We start from the raw sequence: 20,557 nt of genomic DNA on the forward strand, positions 1-20,557 counted from the left end.
AGCCATCGCGCGTGCGCTTGGAGACTCGAGCAGTCAGCATGCTTGGAGGTAGGTGACAACGGCGAGTACTCGGCGGTGGTTTTCACCGGTCTCGGTGAGTTCCAGTTTGGTGAGAATGCTGCGGACGTGTTTCTCGACGGTGCCCGGTGTGACACACAGCCTGTGGGCGATACCCACGTTCGAACGTCCTTCAGCCATCAATGCCAGCACTTCTCGTTCGCGCGTGCTGAGGGCGGCAAGTGGGTCGTTGCGTCGGCGAGCCGTCACCAACTCCCGAACCAAGGCGGGGTCGATTACTGCCGCACCCTTGGCGATTCGCTGGAGGGTCTCGACAAAATCGTCCACGTCGGTGATGCGGCTCTTGAGCAGGTAGCCAATCCCTTGACCGCTTGCGAGCAACTCCATTGCCTGCTCGACGTCGGCGTGCGCCGAGAGGACCAGGATGCCGGTTTCCGGGAGTTCGTCGCGGATCACCTTGGCCGCGTCGAGTCCTTCGGTCGTATGAGTCGGTGGCATTCGGATGTCGACCACCACGAGATCCGGCGACATTTCCCGGACCGAATCCAGCAATTGCTCCGCGTCGCCGGCCTGACCCACAACGTCGACGCCCGAGCGGGTCAGCAGGCTTGCGAGACCTTCGCGGAGTAGGACGTCGTCCTCGGCCAGCACCACCCGGACTGCGCTGCGGCCGTTGCTGTCTCTATCTCGATGTGGTGCAACGAAACTGAAATCTGTCATCGTCGACTCCGAGACTCCCGGTCCATGACTGGGTGTTCACCCAAACGTCGCCGGGCCGATCAACTTCGAGCCTACCGAGTTGCGGTCTGCAGGTATACGCGAGGACGGCGATGTTGCTCCGGGGCGACTCGGTGGTGGCATTGAAGGTAGCGGGAATGGCGGCAGTGGGGGCAGTCGGTAGCGCAGATGGGCGTCAGCGGTGACGACATCGGTACGTGTGCCGACGATTCTGGGAGTCAGAAGTAATTTCGGGAGGCAACATGACCACATTGCAAGGAGCACCTGTGCCGTCAGCGCACTACCGACAAGCGTGACGGTCGTGGTCGGAAGATTGGTCTCTCGTGATCGCGACGTTCTTCCTCAGGAGGCACAGTTTCGTTATCGACAAGCGGAGCCTCGCCAGTGATAAGGATTGCGACAATGACGAATCGAATGGCGTATCAACGGATTGTAGGTACCAGATCGCACATAGAATTCCTCAATATCTTGGACGAGGAAGAATTCGATAGTCCGGATCGGACTATGGGAATTCTTCGAAACTGGGCCCGCCAGTATCTCACTGAGCCACACCAGGATTTGGGGCGAGCAGGTCCAGTGTGCCCATTTACCGGTCCATCGCTGGAACGGCGCCTTTTCTGGGCAGGAATCGTCCAAGGTGACAACATAGATTTTTCCTTGATGACAAAGATCGCGCAGGACATGGCCGACATATTTCCGGAGCTGAGTCCCAGTGACGGGAAAGATGCGATATTCAAGGCGATTCTGGCGATATTTCCGGATCTGACTGATTTCTCGGTCATTGATGCGGTTCAGTCGTATGGAAAGTCGACCTTCATCAACAAAGGCCTGATGCTGGGACAGTTCTATCCAGGGTGTACCAGGCCCGGTTTATGGAACGACGACTTCAAACCACTGGATGCACCGCTTCCGATGCTGGCGGTGAGGCACATGGTCAGCACGGACTACCCGTTCCTGACCGAACGTTCCGAATGGATGGCTGCGTATTTGAAGCGGTTTGCGCCAACTGTTCCGCCGCCTGCCCGCGCCTACATCGTCTCGAAACTGGAGTCTTAGCACGACGCGCTGGAGTTCGAACAATGGGCAGGAGTGCACCGTGAACGAATTGCACGATCAAGTTGCTGCGGCGGTCGAAGAATTCCAATTCCCGGTCATTGTTCATGACCACTCCACTTTTGATCTTCCAGTTTTATCGCCGAAAGATGTGTCAAGGACACTCGGGATTCCGCTGGGGCGGATCACGAAATCGATCCTGTTGCAACAACAGTCCGGAACCCGTCTTGTCCTTGCGGTGTGCCCGATCGATCGGCGGATCGACATGGCGTCGATTTCCCGTCATCTGGGGTTGGGTCGGCTGGAAGTGGCGGGTGAGGACAGCGTCGAGAAGAAATGTGGATATCAACGTCTCGGAGTGTCACCGCTCGGATTGCCGCGCGACATTGTGGTTGTCATCGACACATCTCTGATGGCCTACTCCACTGTCGTGGTCGGCGGCGGGAACGTCGGCGTCGAGGTCGAGCTGAGTCCGTGGGATCTTGCCGAAGCGTGCGATGGACAGAATGTGGAGATAACTGATGGATGAGATTCGACTCAGTAGCAACGACGCCCGCGTTCCCGAATCGAACGCGGATCCCGAACTTACTCCCGCCGATCCACCCTCAGATCCGTTTCCGCTGTCGTCTGCTCAATACGGTGTGTGGCTTGCGCAGCAACTCGTTCCGGAACTGCCGCACTGCATCGCCGAATACGTCGAGTTCCACGGAGAACTTGATCTTGCGCTGTTCCGCTCGGTGGCGGTAACCGCTGGACGAGAGGTCCAGTGGGCGTTCCTCCGACTGATCGAGGTCGATGGCGAGCCCCGCCAAATGCTTGATCCCAGTCAGGACAAGGAACTGGGATTTGTCGACTTTCGTGGTGAGCACGATCCGGTAGCGGCAGCACAAGCCTGGATGCGCGACGAATACACAACGCCGACGGATCCCATGCGTGAGCGTTTGATCGCGTCCTCGCTGCTGCAAGTCGGCGATGCTCACTACCTCTGGTACGGCCGGGCTCACCATGTAGCGCTCGACGCCTATGCCGCGGTGACGATGGTCAATCGCATGGGCGTGATCTACACAGCTGCTGTGGAGGGGCGTGAACCGCCGCCCAACCCGACAGCAGACCTGCGCACCTTGTACGAACTCGACTGCGCTTACCGTGCTTCAAGCCGCTTCGAGTCCGATCGCGCCTACTGGACCGAGCGACTGGGGGGCATGACTGAAGGCTCGAGTCTCGCCGAGCGGTATGCGATTCCGGTCGCCACCGACACGCTGGTGGCGTCGTCGTTGGAGGAGAATACTGTTGCGCGTCTGATGGATTCGGAAAGACACGCGAGCGGAACGTCGGCGGCCACCATCATTGCCGGGTTTGCCTGCTACCTCTCCCGGATGACGGGGCACACCGATGTCTGCGTGCAGATCCCCGTTTCCGGCCGGACAACCGCTGTGCTCCGCCGATCAGGCGGAATGCTCGTCAACATCGTTCCACTGCGGATTGATATCCGCCCCGGCGACACTGTTGGCGAACTGGTCGATCGTGTCCGACTCGAGTTGACCGGTGCACTGCGCCATCAGCGCGGCAATCTCGAAGAGATCGCCCGTGGCTTGAGTGCCGGTGCGCGGCGTTCCATGGCCACCGGGCCGATCGTCAACGTGATGCTGTTCCGTCAAGAGATCAACTTCGGATCGGTGTGCGGTGAGTTCCACGTGCTGACGTCAGGTCCGATCGACGATCTGCTGGTGAATATCTATCAAAGTGGCACTCCAGTAAGAACATTCGTCGAGTTCCGGGGAAATCCGGGTCGCTATACGGAAGGCGAGTTGCAATGCCATCATCGCGGCTGCGTCGCAGTTGTCGAGGAGTTCGCCGCGGCCGGCCCGGCGACACCGATTTCCACAATCCATGCTGCTACCGCGGTGGTGGGCAAGCGCCGGATGGAAACAGTGCAGCACCTGGGCTATTGGCGGCGCAGCCTGGCAGGTCTCCCGGCGCGGTTGGACCTGCCGACGGATCGGCGTCGCTCGACCGACAGGTCCCCGCTGTTGGAATCGCGCCAGGTCGAACTGGGTGCCGAGTTGCATCGCCAGCTTGAATCCATTGCCCGCGAGCGCGGTTCGACAGTGTTTACCGTGATGCACGCAGGTCTGGCTGTACTGCTGGCTCGCCTGGCTGCCGCCGACGACATCTCGGTGGGAGCGCCGGTTCGCAGGCGGAATGAGGCAGCTGACCCAGTCGTCGACGCGGTTGTCCTGCGGACTCGAGTCGATCCGGACATCTCCTTTGCCGACCTGATAGATCAGGTAAACCGATGCGAGCGTGATGCATTCGCTCATGCCCAGGTACCAGCGGAACGGGTCGCGGAGGCTGTAGGTTCGACTCTCTTCCACGTAATGCTGGGCGTCCGTGGCTGTGAGCCGACCACGGCGGCGGATGTGGCTCTCACCGCGCCCGACGGATGGAATCAGTCACGGAACTGCGACCTGAATATCACAGTAGGCGAAAGGTTTACCGATACCGGTCGACCTTCGGGCGTACAGGTGGATCTCGGGTTTGCCACCGACGTGTACAACCCGAAAACAATCGATATTCTCGCCGAGCGTCTGGTGCGTGTGCTCGAGTGTGGCGTCGCGAATTCCGAGGTTCGGATCTACGAGATGGATCTGCTTCTGCCGTCGGAGCATGAATACCTGACACCGGTACGGGGTGGGGCCGCACTGCCACCACGGAGTTTGCCGCTGCTTTTTGCAGAGGCCGTCGCTGCCGATCCGACCGCGATTGCTCTTGTGGGCGGCGATTGCACACTGACGTACGAAGAGCTGGATCGCCGATCGAATCGCCTGGCCCACTATCTGATCGGCCGTGAGATAGGACCCGAGTCGGTGGTGGCTATCGGACTGCCGCGGTCGATCGACTCGGTGATGGCGTTATTGGCCGTCACGAAGAGCGGTGCGGCGTTTGTTCCGGTGGATCCGGGATACCCGTCGGCGCGACTCGAACACATGCTCGTCGATTCCGGGGCGGTACTCGGTGTGGCGATCACCAGCTATGCCCGAAAACTGCCTCAGACGGTTCCGTGGCTGGTGCTCGACGACCAGGACACCGCTACCGAGATCGTGGGTTCCTCCGCTGCGCCGGTGACCGACGGGGAACGGACAGCGACTCTCGACATCGACCACCCGGCATACGTGATCTACACATCCGGGTCGACCGGGATTCCGAAAGGGGTGGTGGTGCCGCACCGTGGGTTGCTCGACCTGATGACGGAGCAGTGCACACGATTCGAGACGGGGCCGCACGCGCGAATATTGCACTGTGCGTCTCCGAGTTTCGACGCGTCGGTGTTCGAATTGATGTGGGCCTTGGGGTCGGGAGCCCGATTGGTGATCACGCCGCCAACCACATACGGCGGTGACGAACTCACGGCGCTGCTCGATCGCGAGAAGATCACACATGCCGTCCTCACACCTTCCGCGCTGGCATCACTGGACCCGCGGGGGCGAACCTCGCTCCAGTGCCTTGTTGTTGCCGGGGAGGCATGTTCGCCGGAATTGGCGGGTCGGTGGTCAGCCGGCCGGTTGATGTTCGACGCCTACGGCCCGACCGAGTCGACGGTCATGGCAAATGTCGGGGCGATCGAGTCGGGCAGTGAGCTACTGACACTGGGAGGTCCGATCCGCGGTCTCGCCGAAGTAGTCCTCGACGATCGGCTGCGACCGGTGCCGGTCGGAGTGGTCGGGGAGTTGTATCTGGGCGGCGTCGGCTTGGCGCGCGGCTATCGGAACCAGACGGGAAGAACAGCGTCGAGGTTTGTTGCCGATCCGTTCGGACCTCCGGGGCGCCGTATGTATCGCACCGGGGACATGGTGCGATGGCGCCACGATCAGGAGGGACGTCTGACAATCGAGTACTTGGGCCGCAACGATTTTCAAGTGAAGATCCGCGGTTTCCGGATAGAACTCGGCGAGATCGATGCGGCATTGACCGAACATCCGAGCGTGGCATTTGCGGTTACACTCGGACACACCGAACCCACTGGAAACACCGAACCCACTGCAAACACCAGCTTGGCATCGTATGTGCTTCCCGCCGGTGACAACAACGTCGACCCGGCTGAATTACGAACCCATGTCCGGGGATTGCTGCCCGACTACATGGTGCCGGCAACAATCACCGTGCTCGACGCTATCCCTCTGACCCCGGTCGGCAAGCTCGATCGCGGCGCCCTGCCAGAACCCGATGTCGGGGCATCAAGATCCGAGTTCCGGCAGCCTCGAACCCCCATCGAAGAGACCATCGCCGGTGTGTTCGGCGAGGTGCTGGGTATCGAGCACCTCGGCGCCGATGCACACTTCTTCGACCTCGGCGGAAATTCTCTGAGCGCGACCAAAGCTGTGGCGCGGATCAATTCAGCGCTCAACGAGGGAGTGAGCGTGCGGGACCTGTTCGACGAACCTACCGTGACGGCGCTCGCAGGCTGGATCGAGCGCACCGACGGACGGACGTCCGCGGGGCCCGCTTTGACGGCAGGTGTGCGACCCGAGAGAGTTCCGGTGTCCCTTGCCCAGCATCGTATGTGGCTGGTCAATCAATTGGACACATCGTCGCCCGCGTACAACATTCCCATCGCGCTCCGCCTGACCGGAGAACTGGATACGGACGCCTTCCGAGCGGCGCTGACAGACGTCGTCGAGCGTCATGACACCCTTCGCACGGTGTACCCCGGATCGTCGGACGGTCCGCACCAGGTGGTTGTTCCGACAGGGCAAGTGCTTCGGGATTTCAGTCCGGTCGACGTGGCAGGTGAGAGCGAATTGCTCGGGCGCATCGAGAGGCTTGCGTCGTCCGGATTTGATGTCACAGAAGAAGTTCCAGTACGAATAGCGTTGTTCAGGGATGGCCCAGAGCGGTACGTGCTGGTGATTGTGGTGCACCACATCGCTGCCGACGGTTCGTCGATGCCGCCGCTGGCCCGCGATGTGATGACCGCGTACACCGCGCGGGCGAACCGGCGAATCCCGGATTGGGCGGCGCTTGCGGTGACCTATGCCGATTACACCTTGTGGCAGCGCCGCCTGCTCGGCGTCGAATCCGATCCGGGTTCACTTGCCGGCGAGGAGCTCGCGTACTGGCAACAGGCGCTGTCGGGGTTACCGGCCGTCCTGCCGTTGCCGACGGATCGAGTCCGCCCGACGTGGCGGCAGATGCGAGGAAGCTCAGTGCACTTCGAGATCGCTGCGCAGTTACATCGCGCCCTGCAACTTCTTGCGCGCAAGCATGATTCGACGATATTCATGACCATGCATGCGGCGCTGGCCATCCTGCTCAGCCGGTTGAGTGGGAGCGGCGACATTGTGGTGGGAACTCCGGTAGCCGGGCGTGGTGAGGCTGCACTCGACGATATGGTGGGCATGTTCGTCAACACAGTGGTGTTGCGGACGGCAGTAACATCCGGGTCGTCGTTCGAGAAGGTGCTGGCGACGGTCCGAGAGAGCGATCTGGGGGCGTTCGCACACGCCCAGATCCCGTTCGAGCAAGTGGTCGAGGCAATCGATCCGGTCCGCTCGACCGCACACTCACCGTTGTTTCAAGTGATGCTCGAGTTCAGGAATGCCGCGTTGCCGGAACTGGCGCTCCCGGAATTGACCGTCGAACTTCTCGACGTGGACGTCGAGGTCGCCCGGTACGACCTGCACTTGAGTCTCGCCGAGGACTTCGATCCCGGCGACAATTCTCCCGCCGGGATGTCTGCGTCCTTCGGTTTTGCCGTCGACATTCTCGACCGGGATACCGTGCAGGGCTTTGCGGATCGATTTGTACGCATCCTCGAGGACATCGTGACTGCGCCGTCAACCCGAGTGGGGGATATCAGTCTCCTCTCGCCGGCGGAATGTGGTGAGTTGGTTCCGGTGTCGGGTGTTGCGGGTGGTCGGGTGTTGGTGTTGCCGGAGTTGTTGGCTGTGGGTGCGGCGGATCGGTCGGCGGTTGCGGTGGTGTGTGGTGATGAGCGGTTGTCGTATGGGGAGTTGGATGGTTGGTCGAATCGGTTGGCGCGGTTGTTGATTAGCCGTGGTGTTGGTTCGGGGTCGTGTGTTGCGGTGGAGTTGTCGCGGTCGGTGTTGTCGGTGGTGGCGTTGTGTGCGGTGGCGAAGTCGGGGGCGGCGTTTGTTGCGGTTGATCCGGGGTATCCGGCGGCGCGGGTGGAGTTCATGCTTGCTGATTGTGGTGCGGTGCTGGGTGTTACGTCTTCGGAGCATGTTGGGGGGTTGCCGGGTGCGGTGCCGTGGTTGGTGCTTGATGATCCCGAGTTCGAGGGTGCGTTGGCGGGGTTTGATGCTGGGCCGGTGACGGATGTGGATCGGGGTGGATCGCTGTTTCCGGATGGGGCGGCGTATGTGGTGTATACGTCGGGGTCGACGGGTGTGCCGAAGGGTGTGGTGGTGCCGCATCGGGGGTTGGCGAATTTGGTTGTGGATCAGTGTGTTCGGTTCGGTTTGGGTGCCGACTCGGTGGTGTTGCATGGCGCGTCGCCGAGTTTTGATGCTGCGGTGCTCGAGCAGTTGTGGGCGTTGGGGTCTGGTGGTCGGTTGGTGGTTGCTCCACCGGGGGTGTTCGGTGGGGAGGATCTTCGGGAGTTGTTGGTGCGGGAGAGGGTTTCTCATGTTGCGTTGACGCCGACGGTGTTGGGGACTGTTGATCCGGCTGGTCTGGAGGATCTGTCGACTGTGGTGGTGGGCGGTGAGGTGTGTTCGCCGGAGTTGGTGGCGCGGTGGTGTTCGCCGGGTCGGGTGGTGGTGAATACGTATGGTCCGGCGGAGGCGACGGTGCAGTCGAATGCGAGTGTGCCGTTGGTGGTGGGGGATCCGGTGACGATTGGTGGCCCGATTCGGGGTGTGGCGGAGGTTGTTCTTGATGGTTGGTTGCGTCCGGTTCCGGTGGGTGCGGTGGGGGAGTTGTATCTGTCGGGTCCTGGTTTGGCGCGCGGGTATGTGAACCGGGCGGGGTTGACGGCGTCGCGGTTTGTGGCGGATCCGTTTGGCGGCGGCGGGCGGAGGTTGTATCGGACGGGGGATGTGGTTCGGTGGCGCAGGGTTTCGGATAGAAGTTTGTCTCTGGAGTTTGTGGGTCGTGGTGATTTGCAGGTGAAGGTGCGGGGTGTTCGGATCGAGTTGGGGGAGGTGGAGTCGGCGTTGCTGGCCTGTGTGGGGGTGGCTGGGTCGGCTGCTGCGGTGCGGGAAGATCGGTTGGTCGGGTATGTGGTCCCGGAATCGTCTGTGACCCTAGATGCTTCGGTGATTGTGGATTGTGTGGCAGGGCGGGTGCCTGCGCAGATGGTGCCGGCTGCGGTGGTGGTGGTTGACGAGTTGCCGGTCACCCCTAACGGAAAGCTGGACCGCGACGCATTGCCCACGCCGGATCTTTCTGCCGTTCGGGCGGAATTCCGAGCTCCGGTATCCGACATGGAATCGGCATTAGCAGGGTTGTTCGAGGAGGTGCTCGGACTCGAATCGGTAGGCGTGGAGGATTCGTTCTTCGCCCTCGGCGGCGACAGCATCGTAGCGATTCAATTGGTCTCACGGGCAAAGGCGACCGGAATAGTTTTCTCCCCGCGGGATGTGTTCGAGCGTAAAACAGTGGCTGGGTTGGCGGAGATTGCGGTCTTCGGTGACGGACTGGAGGCAGCCACGTTGGAAGAACTGCCTGGGGGCGGGGTCGGGGAGGTTCCGTTGACGCCGATAATGCGCTGGCTCCTCGAACGGGGCACGTCGGGGTTCACTCGCTTCTCACAGGCACTGATGCTGAATCTGCCGGAGGCAATAGACGAACAGAGCTTGGCGAGCACGGTGCAAGCGGTGCTCGACCATCACGACATTCTCCGGGCTCGGCTCCGGCAGCAAGCCGGTGGCCGCTGGACGTGGGAGGTGTTGCCGGAAGGAGGGATTCGAGCGGACCGCCTCATCTGCCGGGTACCGATGAGAGGGAAGCCGGGAAGTTCCCAGTTCAATAACCTCGCGTCTGCGGAGTTGGATGCTGCGGCGGACCGGCTCGATCCCGGTGCCGGTGTGGTGATGCAGGTGGTGTGGTTCGAACCTGTGGAGGATGGCGCGCACGGCTGTGTTCTTGTGGTGGTACATCATTCGGCTATCGACGGTGTGTCCTGGCGAGTGTTGGTGCCGGATCTGGCGATTGCGTGGTCGCAGATCGTGGCTGGGGTGGAACCAGAGTTGCCGGCGGTTGGAACGTCGATGCGTCGTTGGGCTCATGGGCTTGTCGAGGAGGCCCGTCGGCCGGAGCGAGTAGCGGAACTCGACCGGTGGCGAGCGATGACGGCCGGCGACGATCCGGTGATCGGGTCGCGGCCCCTCGACCCGTCGGTCGATGTGAACGGATCGACGGATTATGTTTCCGTGGAGCTGCCCACCGACGTGACAGAAGCCTTGCTGACCACAGTTCCCCAGGCGTTTCACGGTGGGGTCAGCGACGGGTTGTTGGCTGCGTTGGCTGTTGCGGTCACGCAATGGCGGCGAGATCGCCGACCGATGTCGGCAGGTGCCCCGATTGCCACAACGCTCATTGCGCTCGAAGGCCATGGACGAGAGGAGAACGCGGTCCCCGGTTCGGATCTGGGTCGTACCGTCGGCTGGTTCACCACGAGTTTTCCACTGCGCCTGGATCTTGCAGACATTGATCTCGACGACGCCTGCGCAGGTGGCCCGGCATTGGCTGCCGCAGTCAAAGCTGTCAAGGAACAGATCCGGGCGGTACCCGATCACGGGATCGGGTACGGATTGTTGCGGTATCTCAACGAGGACACCGCTTTTGAGATGCGGGAGCTCGCAACACCGCAGATCGGATTCAACTATCTGGGGCGCGTCGGAGCATCAATCCCGGACGGAATCGGATGGTCGCCACTAGATGAAAATGGCAGGCTCGGCGGCTCCGACCGTGGGGGTGCTCAGGATCCTGACATGCCGATAGCGAGCGTCCTGGAGATCAACGCTATGACTCTCGGTAGCCAGGGCAAGCCCCGATTACGTGCGACGTGGTCCTTCCCAACGGGGGTGCTGACTGTCGACGAGGTGAGCGAGCTGGCACGGTTGTGGACCGAAGTGTTGACCGCGCTGGCCGACCATCCCATCGGGGGGCGGACACCGTCGGACCTGGCCTTGGTCAGTCTCGGCCAAGGTGAGATCGACGTGCTCGAGGACAGGTATCCCACATTGAGTGATGTGTGGCCGTTGTCCCCGCTTCAGTCCGGTTTGCTGTTCCATGCCCTGTTGTCCGAGGAGTCGGTAGACGCGTACGTCGTGCAATTGACCGTCGAATTGCGGGGTGAGGCCGATTCGGAGCGTTTGCGTCAGGCGGGTCAGGTGGTGCTCGATCGCTACCCGAATCTGAGGACGGCATTTGTCTCCGACCTCGAACCCGGGCCGGTGCAGGTGGTCCAGGAACACCTGACGGTCGTGTGGTCGGAGATGGACCTCTCGGAACTTGACGAGGAAGCGCGCCGCCTGGAATTGGATCGGGTGATGGCCTCTGACAGAGCACACCGTTTTGATCCCACGCGTGCGCCGCTGCTGCGCTGGTTGCTCATCACTACAGGTCCGCAGAGCTACCGGCTCGTAATGACCAATCATCATCTGCTGCTCGACGGTTGGTCGACGCCACTCTTGTTGCGTGAAGTGCTGCTGGCTTATGCCGCAGGTGAAGATGCCTTGCCCAGGGCGTACCCGTACCGCGACTACCTGGCGTGGATCAACCGGCAGGATACCGCTGGATCTGTGGACGAGTGGGTCAAACAACTTGCCGGCGCCCCGAGCCCTACCCTGGTCGCACCTGCCGATCCTGGTCGTCGGTACAGCGAGTCGCGGGATGTGTTCGGTGAGTTGACCGAGGAGCAGACTGCGGGGTTGATGTCGTTTGTTCGGGGTAGGGGGGTGACTGTGAATTCGGTGATCGAGATGGCGTGGTCGATTGTGTTGGGTGGGTGGACTTCTCGTGATGATGTGACGTTCGGTTCGACGGTGGCTGGTCGTCCTCCGCAGGTTGCGGGTGTGGAGTCGATGATCGGTTTGTTTGTCAATACGGTGCCGGTGCGGGTTCGGTTGGATCGGGGGGAGAGTCTTGGTTCGCTTCTCGGCCGGATTCAGGCTGAGCAGGCTGGGCTTTTGGATCATCAGTATGTGGGTTTGGCGGATATTCAGCGGGTGGCGGGGCCGGGTGCGGTGTTCGACTCGATGACGGTGTTCGAGTCGTATCCGGTCGATCGTGGTGGGTTGACTGCGGAGACGGATATTGCGGGTATGCGGGTGGTTGATGTGAGTGGTGTTGACGCTGCGCACTATCCGATCGGCGTCGTTGCGCACCTGGACAACCGACTACACATCAGAATCAAGTATCTACCGGAACTTTTCGACAACGACACGATGAGCAGTGCTGTGCAGCGGGTTCTGCGTGTCATCAACACCACAGTCGCAGATCCTGACCTACCACTTGCAGCACTGGACGTGCTCTCGCCCTCGGAGCGGCGGGAACTGGCTCCAGTTCAGGGTGGTTTGTCCGCGAAAGAACATGTGCTTCCGGAATTACTGTCGGCTGCGCGGGACCCGAACGCACTGGCTGTCGTGTGTGGTGATGAGCGGTTGTCGTATGGGGAGTTGGATGGTTGGTCGAATCGGTTGGCGCGGTTGTTGATTAGCCGTGGTGTTGGTTCGGGGTCGTGTGTTGCGGTGGCGTTGTCGCGGTCGGTGTTGTCGGTGGTGGCGTTGTGTGCGGTGGCGAAGTCGGGGGCGGCGTTTGTTGCGGTTGATCCGGAGTATCCGGCTTCCCGGGTCGAGTACATGCTCACCGATTCTGTGGTGACGGTGGGGATAACGAATTCGGATTGGCACAATCGATTACCTGGATTTGTGGACTGGGTGGTGCTCGACGATCCGGTGGCGGAGGTCGAGTTAGCGGGGTTGTCTGTTGCTGCGGTGACGGATGTGGATCGGGGTGGAACACTGCGTCCGGATTTGGCGGCGTATGTGGTGTATACGTCGGGGTCGACGGGTGTGCCGAAGGGTGTGGTGGTGCCGCATCGGGGGTTGGCGAATTTGGTTGTGGATCAGTGTGTTCGGTTCGGTTTGGGTGCCGACTCGGTGGTGTTGCATGGCGCGTCGCCGAGTTTTGATGCTGCGATGTTGGAGCAGTTGTGGGCGTTGGGGTCTGGTGGCCGGTTGGTGGTTGCTCCGCCGGGGGTGTTCGGGGGCGGCGAGCTTCGGGAGTTGTTGGTGCGGGAGAGGGTTTCTCATGTTGCGTTGACGCCGACGGTGTTGGGGACTGTTGATCCGGCTGGTCTGGAGGATTTGTCGACGGTGGTGGTGGGCGGTGAGGTGTGTTCGCCGGAGTTGGTGGCGCGGTGGTGTTCGCCGGGTCGGGTGGTGGTGAATACGTATGGTCCGGCGGAGGCGACGGTGCAGTCGAATGCGAGTGTGCCGTTGGTGGTGGGGGATCCGGTGACGATTGGTGGGCCGATTCGGGGTGTGGCGGAGGTTGTTCTTGATGGTTGGTTGCGGCCGGTTCCGGTGGGTGTGGTGGGGGAGTTGTATCTGTCGGGTCCTGGTTTGGCGAGGGGGTATGTGAATCGGGCGGGGTTGACGGCGTCGCGGTTTGTGGCGGATCCGTTTGGCGGTCCTGGGCGGAGGTTGTATCGGACGGGGGATGTGGTTCGGTGGCGGCGGGTTTCGGGTGGGGATCTCGCGTTGGAGTTTGTGGGTCGTGGTGATCTGCAGGTGAAGGTGCGGGGTGTTCGGATTGAGTTGGGGGAGGTGGAGTCGGCGCTGTTGGGTTGTGTGGGGGTGGCTGGGTCGGCTGCTGCGGTGCGGGAAGATCGGTTGGTCGGGTATGTAGTGCCGGAATCGTCTGTGAGTCTGGATATTTCGGTGATTGTGGATTGTGTGGCAGGGCGGGTGCCGGCGCAGATGGTGCCCGCTGCGGTGGTGGTGGTTGACGAGTTGCCGGTCACCCCTAACGGAAAGCTGGACCGCGAGGCCTTGCCCACGCCGGATCTTTCTGCTGTTCGGGCGGAATTCCGAGCTCCGGTATCCGAGATGGAATCGGCGTTAGCAGGGTTGTTCGAGGAGGTGCTCGGACTCGAATCGGTGGGCGTGGAGGATTCGTTCTTCGCCCTCGGCGGTGACAGCATCATGTCGATTCAGCTTGCTGCGCGGGCAAAAGCTCAGGGCATGGTCATCTCCCCGCGGGATGTGTTCGAGCGTAAAACAGTGGCTGGGTTGGCGGAGGTAGCAGTTGAGGAGGGTGGGGCCGACGTAGCGAAGTTTGAGGAAATGACGGGCGGTGGTGTCGGTGAGGTTCCGTTGACGCCGATAATGCGCTGGCTCGTCGAGCGAGGTGGTTCGGGGTTCACTCGCTTCTCGCAGGCAGTGATGCTGAATCTGCCGGAGGCAATAGACGAACAGAGCTTGGCGAGCACGATACAAGCGGTGCTCGACCATCACGACATGCTGCGGGCTCAATTGCGTCCCGACACACATGGATCGTGGGGCTGGAAAGTCCTGCCCGTCGGATCAATTCAAGCAGAGAAGATAATTCGGAAAGTATCGACCGGGCGGGGCGGTGCCGATTTCCGTGAGGTGACTGCATACGAGTTGGACGCTGCGGCGGACCGACTTGATCCCAGCACTGGCACCGTAGTGCAGGTGGTCTTGTTTGATCCCCCACATTCCGGCGATCAGGGTTGTGCGCTGGTGGTGGCTCACCATACGGTCATCGACGGGGTGTCGTGGCGGGTATTGATACCTGACCTGGCGATTGCGTGGTCGCAGATCAGTTCCGGTAGATCACCGGAACTGGAACCGGTCGGGACGTCTATGCGTCGTTGGGCCTACGGGCTTGTGGAGGCGGCTCGTCGACCGGAGCGGGTAGCCGAACTCGCGTTGTGGCAATCGATGGCTGGGGGCGAGGACCCCATGATCGGGTCTCGGCCCCTCGACTCCTCAATCGACGTGAGCACCACCGCGGACACCATCGAGATTGACTTACCCCCGGAAGTGACGGAGGCACTCCTCACCACAGTTCCGGAAGCGTTCCACGGTGGTGTGGTCGACGCTCTACTGGCGGCACTCGCCGTCGCGGTCACGACATGGCGGCGCGAAGATAGCCCCTCCCTTGCGGATGTGTTGATCGGGCTCGAGGGTCATGGGCGCGAGGAAGGTGCGGTCCCCGGCTCGGATCTGAGTCGAACCATCGGCTGGTTCTCCACGAGTTTCCCACTGCGGTTAGATCTTTCGGACATCGATCTCGACGATGCGTGTTCGGGTGGCCTGGCCTTGGGTGCTGTTGTCAAATCTGTCAAGGAACAGCTTCGGGCGGTACCCGATCACGGGATCGGCTACGGGCTTTTGCGCTATCTCAACGAGGACACCGGACTGGTGTTGGGGGAGTTGCCAACACCGCAGATCGGCTTCAACTATCTCGGCAGGGTTGGCGCCGGTGCTGTATCGAACGGGTCCGGGGCGGCGTGGATTCCGATCAACGGAGACAGCGACCTGGGTGGTGCACAAAATCCGGATACGCCGTTGCCGGCTGTGCTCGACATCAATGCGCTCACCGTCGACGGCGAAGACGGCAGGCCGAGACTGCGCGCAATCTGGTCGTTCCCCACAGGGATACTGGGCAAGGGCGATGTTCAAGTGGCCGCGAGGATGTGGTCCGAAACGCTGGCAGCGCTGGCCGCCGACTCGGGTAACCCGGGTGTCGGTGGCCGGACTCCGTCGGATCTGGACTTGATCAGTCTCGGTCAAGGTGAGATCGATCTGCTCGAGGACAGGTACCCCGCATTGAGTGATGTGTGGCCGTTGTCCCCGCTGCAGGCAGGTTTGCTATTCCATGCGTTGGCGTCCGAGGGATCGGTGGACGCCTATGTTGTGCAGTTGGTTGTCGAATTGCGGGGTGAAGTTGACTCGCAGCGATTGCGCCGTGCCTGCCAATCGGTGCTCGATCGCAATCCGAATCTGCGGACCGCCTTTCGCACCGACGTCGGATCTCAGCCGGTGCAGGTGGTGCACGATTTCGTCGAAGCACCGTGGTCGGAGATCGACCTTTCCGGATTGGACTCCGGCGCCCGCGCTCGTGCTTGGGATCACCTGATGGCGGAGGATCGCGCTACCCGCTTCGAACCGACTCGAGCTCCGCTGTTGCGGTGGAAGTTGGTCAGCACCGGCCCGGGAAGCTATCGCCTGGTGATGACCAATCATCATCTGCTGCTGGACGGTTGGTCGACGCCACTGCTTCTGAAGGAAGTGCTGGTGCTTTACGCAACCGATGGCGCGGCGCTGCCCCGGGTACGTCCCTATCGGGACTTTCTAGCCTGGATCGCCGGGCAGAACAAGACAGAGTCACTTGACGTCTGGGCCAAGGCATTCGACGGTGTCGACGAGCCGACGTTGGTTGCGCCTGCCGATCCTGGTCGTCGGTATCGCGAGTCGCGGGATGTGTTCGGTGAGTTGACCGAGGAGCAGACTGTGGGGTTGATGTCGTTTGTTCGGGGTCGGGGGGTGACTGTGAATTCGGTGATCGAGATGGCGTGGTCGATTGTGTTGGGTGGGTGGACTTCTCGTGATGATGTGACGTTCGGTTCGACGGTGGCTGGTCGTCCTCCGCAGGTTGCGGGTGTGGAGTCGATGATCGGTTTGTTTGTCAATACGGTGCCGGTGCGGGTTCGGTTGGATCGGCGGGAGACTCTTGGTTCGCTTCTCGGCCGGATTCAGGCTGAGCAGGCTGGGCTTTTGGATCATCAGTACGTGGGTTTGGCGGATATTCAGCGGGTGGCGGGGCCGGGTGCGGTGTTCGACACGATGACGGTGTTCGAGTCGTATCCGATCGATCGTGGTGGGTTGACTGCGGAGACGGATATTGCGGGTATGCGGGTGGTTGATGTGAGTGGTGTTGACGCTGCGCACTATCCGATCGGACTGGTCGCTCACGTCGACGCGGTAGTGCACCTGACAATCAAGTTCCTCCCAGATCTCTTCGACCACAACGTGATAGACGAGATGATGCAGCGAGTCCTCCGTGTGATCGACGCAGCGGTTACCGACCCGGACCTGTCAATCGGCGCGCTGAACGTACTCTCGCCGGCGGAATGTGGTGAGTTGGTTCCGGTGTCGGGTGTTGCGGGTGGTCGGGTGTTGGTGTTGCCGGAGTTGTTGGCTGTGGGGGATCCGAACGCACTGGCTGTTGTGTGTGGTGATGAGCGGTTGTCGTATGGGGAGTTGGATGTTCGGTCGAATCGGTTGGCGCGGTTGTTGATTAGCCGTGGTGTTGGTCCGGGGTCGTGTGTTGCGGTGGCGTTGTCGCGGTCGGCGTTGTCGGTGGTGGCGTTGTGTGCGGTGGCGAAGTCGGGGGCGGCGTTTGTTGCGGTTGATCCGGAGTATCCGGCTTCCCGGGTCGAGTACATGCTCACCGATTCTGTGGTGACGGTGGGGATAACGAATTCGGATTGGCACAATCGATTACCTGGATTTGTGGACTGGGTGGTGCTCGACGATCCGGTGGCGGAGGTCGAGTTAGCGGGGTTGTCTGTTGCTGCGGTGACGGATGTGGATCGGGGCGGAACACTGCATCCGGATGAGGCGGCGTATGTGGTGTATACGTCGGGGTCGACCGGTGTGCCGAAGGGTGTGGTGGTGCCGCATCGGGGGTTGGCGAATTTGGTTGTGGATCAGTGTGTTCGGTTCGGGCTAGATGCCAACTCGGTGGTGTTGCATGGCGCGTCGCCGAGTTTTGATGCTGCGATATTGGAGCAGTTGTGGGCGTTGGGGTCTAGTGGCCGGTTGGTGGTTGCTCCACCTGGGGTGTTCGGTGGGGAGGATCTGCGGGAGTTGTTGGTGCGGGAGAGGGTTTCTCATGTTGCGTTGACGCCGACGGTGTTGGGGACTGTTGATCCGGCTGGTCTCGAGGATCTGTCGACGGTGGTGGTGGGCGGTGAGGTGTGTTCGCCGGAGTTGGTGGCGCGGTGGTGTTCGCCGGGTCGGGTGGTGGTGAATACGTATGGTCCGGCGGAGGCGACGGTGCAGTCGAATGCGAGTGTGCCGTTGGTGGTGGGGGAGCCGGTGACGATCGGCGGGCCGATTCGGGGTGTGGCGGAGGTTGTTCTTGATGGTTGGTTGCGGCCGGTTCCGGTGGGTGTGGTGGGGGAGTTGTATCTGTCGGGTCCTGGTTTGGCGAGGGGGTATGTGAATCGGGCGGGGTTGACGGCGTCGAGGTTTGTGGCGGATCCGTTTGGCGGCTGCGGGCGGAGGTTGTATCGGACGGGGGATGTGGTTCGGTGGCGCAGGGTTTCGGATAGCGGTTTGTCTCTGGAGTTTGTGGGTCGTGGTGATCTGCAGGTGAAGGTGCGTGGTGTTCGGATCGAGTTGGGGGAGGTGGAGTCGGCGCTGCTGGCATGTGTGGGGGTGGCTGGGTCGGCGGCTGCGGTGCGGGAAGATCGGTTGGTCGGGTATGTGGTGCCGGAATCGTCTGTAATCCTGGATATTTCGGTGATTGTGGATTGTGTGGCAGGACGGGTGCCTGCGCAGATGGTGCCGGCTGTGGTGGTGGTGGTTGGCGAGTTGCCGGTGACGCCGAATGGGAAGATCGATCGGGATGCATTGCCCACACCTGACTTCGAAGCCCAGCGCGCAGAATATCGGCCGCCTCGAGAAGGCACGGAAGCCGCCGTCGCCGCGGCGTTTGCAGATGCACTGGGTATATCGCGAGTGGGCGCCGACGACAATTTCTTTGCACTCGGAGGCAATTCGTTGACAGCCACCGCAGTGGCTGCGCGATTGCATCAATCGATTGAGACCGAAGTGCCGGTTCACTGGATTTTCACCGAGTCGACGCCCGCGACGTTGGCGCACCGAATTGCGACGTGCACAGCGGAGACGAACGACGCGGTCGGGGTAATGCTTCCCCTGCGGGCCACGGGGAATCGTGAACCGCTCTTTTGTGTCCATCCCGCGATCGGGTTGGCGTGGTGTTTCAGTGGATTGGTGCAGTATGTGGATAGTGACCGCCCGATCTACGGAATCCAATCACCAGCACTGACAGATTCGTCCGTGCATTTCGATTCGCTCGACGATCTCGCGGCCCGCTACGTCCGTGAGATCCGATCCGTGCAGCCACACGGGCCCTATCATCTGCTCGGATACTCGGTGGGTGGCCAGATCGCACATGCAATGGCGGAAAGGCTTCGTCGTGACGGTGCTGACGTTGCAACGCTCGCGATGATGGACAGTCGCTTGATGACGGAGGTTGACGCTCCGATGCCGTCTGTTGCGCGATTGGTCGCCGAGTTCGCCGAGGTTGATTTACCCGATGCGCTCGAGGAAGACCCCACATTCGATCAGGTCGCGGAGTTGCTGCGCCGCAAGGGCGGATTCTTTTCGACACTGACGGCCGATCACCTCGAGACTTTGTACCGGCAGTACTGCAAGCTGGTCGATGATGCCGTGGCGCACCACCCGTCGAACCTTGATCTCTCCGATCTTCTCTACTTCAGCTCTGTGGAGTCGCGCGAAGCCGACAGGAATGGAGGACCCGAAGGCTCGATCGGGGCAGCGGACTGGAAGGACTACGTCGTGGGAGATATCCACGAGTACAAGATCCCCACGACGCATGAGCAGATGACGAGCCCTCCGGGTTTGGCAGTCATCGGTCCGATCCTGGATCGCCACCTGGCGTCGGTTGGCCTAGTGGCCGGCGCCGAGTTCGATGAGGACAACACCGGCGGCAATCAGCGCAATGCCCGCCGCCATGAGCTTCGTCAGGGCTTCGCGAAACAGGATTCGGCACGCGAGGGCAGTTAGCGCCACCCCGCAGGCCGTCCAGATTCCGTACGCCACTCCGAGGGCAAGGCCGGCGTCGAGCGCGAGTGTCAGAAACGCGAAGGAGGCCACATAGCCCACGCCCACCACGACGAACCATTTCTTGTTGCTTCCAGTTTGCGACGCCATACGCAGCGCCAGGGTGGCGGAAACCTCGGACAGGATCGCCGCGATCAGAAATATCCAGGTCACGCGGTGTCACCCGATTCGCGAGTGGCGGCTGCTTGCGAGCCGAGTTCGACACACAAGACTCCACCGATGACCAAGGCAATGCCAAGTCCCATCGTCGCGGTCAAGGGATCGCCGAAGAGAAGCGTTGCGAGAATTGCGGTCAGGACAACTCCGGTCGCTCCCCAGATTCCGTATGCAACACCAAGTCCCATACCTGCGCGGAGAACGAACGACAGCGCGGTGAAGGCTGCCACGTATCCCACAGCGACCACTACGTACCAGGCAGGGTAATCGAGAGCTGCGCGCAACGAGAGCGTGGCGGTGACCTCGGTCACGATTGCGGCAATCAGTAGTAGCCATTTCTTCACAAGCCGTGATTCTGTCAGAGCAGTAGCCGCTGCTCCGACGGAGAACTTGCGGCGACGCAGATTCTCGACTGGCATCACTCCCAGGTGCAGCGCCTGGACTCGGTGATCGATCGCGCTTCGGCCCCGTCCGGCGGAGGTTTCCTCGACAGCGAGTACCTGGCAGCGGCCCACGCCGTCGTCCAACGGAATGTTCGAGCTGTACGGGCTCGATGACACACAACCGGCTTCGACGACGCTCAGACGTGGACGCGGATCCTGCAGTCAACGACTTGCCGTGCTGGAGGCGCTGGCCCGCAGTCGCGGGAACTGGAGTGCGTCCGGCTAGCACCGTGATCGGGGGCTAGGCTGTTCGGC

At 61.5% G+C, this 20,557-nt stretch carries 6 protein-coding genes; 3 read left to right on the forward strand and 3 right to left on the reverse strand.

The annotated features are described in order from the left end of the window. Nucleotides 1-33: 33 nt before the first annotated feature. The gene (locus RG2_RS10595; protein WP_045067232.1) at nt 34-738 is read right to left on the reverse strand and encodes a response regulator; all 705 of its coding nucleotides are present in this window, start codon (nt 736-738) and stop codon (nt 34-36) included. 420 nt (nt 739-1,158) lie between these two features. Between RG2_RS10595 and RG2_RS10600 the strand changes: the two genes are divergently transcribed. From RG2_RS10600 to RG2_RS10610, 3 genes are read left to right on the forward strand one after another with little or no spacing between them, the layout of a single operon-like run. Beyond that, nucleotides 1,159-1,812 carry a DUF6875 domain-containing protein gene (locus tag RG2_RS10600; protein ID WP_133637965.1) on the forward strand — a complete coding sequence of 218 codons (654 nt, stop codon included), beginning with the start codon at nt 1,159-1,161 and terminating at the stop codon, nt 1,810-1,812. A gap of 40 nt (nt 1,813-1,852) precedes the next feature. Beyond that, nucleotides 1,853-2,338 carry an aminoacyl-tRNA deacylase gene (locus RG2_RS10605; protein ID WP_033236508.1) on the forward strand — a complete coding sequence of 162 codons (486 nt, stop codon included), beginning with the start codon at nt 1,853-1,855 and terminating at the stop codon, nt 2,336-2,338. Next, on the forward strand, nt 2,331-19,646 hold the full coding sequence (locus tag RG2_RS10610) for a non-ribosomal peptide synthetase (RefSeq protein ID WP_072782471.1): 17,316 nt from the start codon (nt 2,331-2,333) through the stop codon (nt 19,644-19,646). The genes RG2_RS10605 and RG2_RS10610 overlap by 8 nt, the downstream gene beginning before the upstream one ends. On the opposite strand, the gene RG2_RS10615 is transcribed toward RG2_RS10610, so the two are convergent. Together RG2_RS10615 and RG2_RS10620 are read right to left on the reverse strand one after the other, a co-directional pair. Then, nucleotides 19,530-19,856, reverse strand: coding sequence for a DMT family transporter (locus RG2_RS10615; protein WP_033234953.1), 327 nt, complete (start codon nt 19,854-19,856; stop codon nt 19,530-19,532). The genes RG2_RS10610 and RG2_RS10615 overlap by 117 nt on opposite strands. After that, nucleotides 19,853-20,203, reverse strand: coding sequence for a DMT family transporter (locus RG2_RS10620; protein WP_033235034.1), 351 nt, complete (start codon nt 20,201-20,203; stop codon nt 19,853-19,855). The genes RG2_RS10615 and RG2_RS10620 overlap by 4 nt, the downstream gene beginning before the upstream one ends. Nucleotides 20,204-20,557: the final 354 nt, after the last annotated feature.

The organism is Rhodococcus globerulus NBRC 14531, assembly GCF_001894805.1.
Classification (GTDB): Bacteria; Actinomycetota; Actinomycetes; order Mycobacteriales; family Mycobacteriaceae; genus Rhodococcus_F; species Rhodococcus_F globerula.